This is a genomic window from Streptomyces boluensis, from assembly GCF_009908195.1.
GTDB lineage: Bacteria > Actinomycetota > Actinomycetes > Streptomycetales > Streptomycetaceae > Streptomyces > Streptomyces boluensis.
Genome location: NZ_JAAAHS010000689.1, coordinates 1 through 1,678, shown reverse-complemented (window position 1 = coordinate 1,678; position 1,678 = coordinate 1). Strand labels below are relative to the sequence as shown.

The window sequence follows — 1,678 nt, the reverse complement described above, 5'->3', positions numbered from 1 at the left end:
GTCGTGGGGTTCATGATTCCTCCTGAGGGACTGTGTGCGGCTTGCGGCCTAGTTGCCGTCTGCGGTGTTTCCGGTTGGCCGCATAACCAGTAGGCCCCGTTTGGCCCCTTTTGGTCACGTTCCGAAGGTTCGTGACTTGACGAATGCGAAGAAGTCGGGTAGAGGCGCGGAAGTGCGGGGTTTTAGGCCGCCTCTGCGCTGCACAGGGGGGCGGGCCACCCTGGCCCGTACGGTCAGGCCGCCGGGGCGGCGAGGTCGGCGGCGGGACAGGTAACTGCGCACCAAGTCACCGCCAGGGCACGGTAGTTGGGCAGCAGTCTCAACGTTGCGCAGACAGCCCCGGCCCCGGCTTCGACCTTGCCTGCGACGCGAACAAGGTCCTCACCGTCCCGCGCGGTTCGAGGCGAGGTGGACAGTGACCTCCTGAACGGCCCGCACGCGTACGGGGATTCTCGTGGCCTGGGCGCCCAACTGGGCGTTTTCGACGAGGTGTTGCAGAAACCCGGCGGCGCTCTCGCGGTCGGCGCGGGCGCCGTCCGCCCGCGCCGTCGTCATCGCCCGTACACGTCCCCGTACGCGCGCCCGTCTCCGCTCCCGCTGGGGTGAAGCCGTTGTGGCGCAGGACGGCTGCGGGGCCCGCGCTTCCCCTCAGTGGCCGGGCGGGCCGACGAAGACCGGCCGGGCCCAGACGGGCGGATCAGGGGGTGCCCCGGTGCCCGCGTGGTCCAGCCGAGTCGGCGCATGCACCACTGGCCCGCCGCCCTGCGCCGCGCCACTGCGGGCCGCGATGCGCAGGGCCGCCACGAACTGAAGACAGGAGCCGTAACGGTCCTCGGGGGCCTTGGCCAGGGCCCGGTTCAGCACGTCGTCCATCGCCGCCGCCGTGCCCGGACACCTCTCGCTCAGGGCGGGCGGGGTGTCGTACTGATGGGCCCACAGAAGTTCCAGGGGGTCATCGCGCCTGAACGGCGGCCGGCCCGCGAGGGTTTCGTAGACGACGCAGGCAAAGCTGTACAGATCGCACCTGCCGTCCACCGGGCGGCCCGCGATCTGCTCCGGTGCCACATAGTCGAGCGTGCCGACGAACTCGCCCACGGACGTGAGCCCGGTCAGCGACAGGGATTTCTTCGTCAGCCCGAAATCCGTGAGGTAGACGTGTTCGGGGTGATCGCTGTCCGTGCCCTGGGCGACCAGCACATTGCCGGGCTTGACATCCCGGTGCACGAGATCATGTTCATGGGCCGCATCCAGAGCGGACGCCACCTGAGCGGCGATACGCAGCGCGGTGGGAACCGGCAGCGGCCCGTCCCGGTCGAGCAGTGCCCGCAGGTCAAGACCCGGCACGTACCGCATGGCGATGTACAGGACGCCGTCCGCCTCACCGGCCTCGTAGATCGGCACGATGTGAGGATGATCCAGCGCGGCCGCCATCCGCTGCTCGCGCGCGAACCGGCGGCGGAAGGTGTCATTGCGGACCATGTATTCCTCGGTCAGCAGCTTCAGCGCCACCGTGCGCTGAAGACGCAGATCCCTCGCCCGGTACACCACGGCCATCCCGCCCCGGCCGAGCTCACTCTCCACCTCGTAGCCCGCGATCCGCGTCCCGATCAGCTGACCTGCCCGGCCCGCGGACGCCCCCCTGCCACTGTCCGCACCCATCACCCGCCCCCTGCCCGTG

At 70.0% G+C, this 1,678-nt stretch carries 2 protein-coding genes; both read right to left on the bottom strand.

What is annotated here, in order from left to right:
- Nucleotides 1-381: 381 nt before the first annotated feature.
- Nucleotides 382-555: a hypothetical protein gene (locus GUY60_RS37460; protein ID WP_161705960.1), complete on the bottom strand. Its 174-nt coding sequence runs from the start codon at nucleotides 553-555 to the stop codon at nucleotides 382-384.
- 93 nt (nucleotides 556-648) lie between these two features.
- A complete protein-coding gene (locus GUY60_RS37455) occupies nucleotides 649-1,659 on the bottom strand; it encodes a serine/threonine-protein kinase (protein WP_161705959.1) in 1,011 nt (336 codons plus the stop codon).
- Between the last annotated feature and the right edge of the window lie 19 nt (nucleotides 1,660-1,678).

Excerpts from the sequence above, each read along its gene's own strand:
- GUY60_RS37455 (WP_161705959.1), bottom strand. The coding sequence starts at position 1,659 with ATGGGTGCGGACAGTGGCAGGGGGGCGTCCGCGGGCCGGGCAGGTCAG.
- GUY60_RS37460 (WP_161705960.1), bottom strand. The coding sequence starts at position 555 with ATGACGACGGCGCGGGCGGACGGCGCCCGCGCCGACCGCGAGAGCGCC.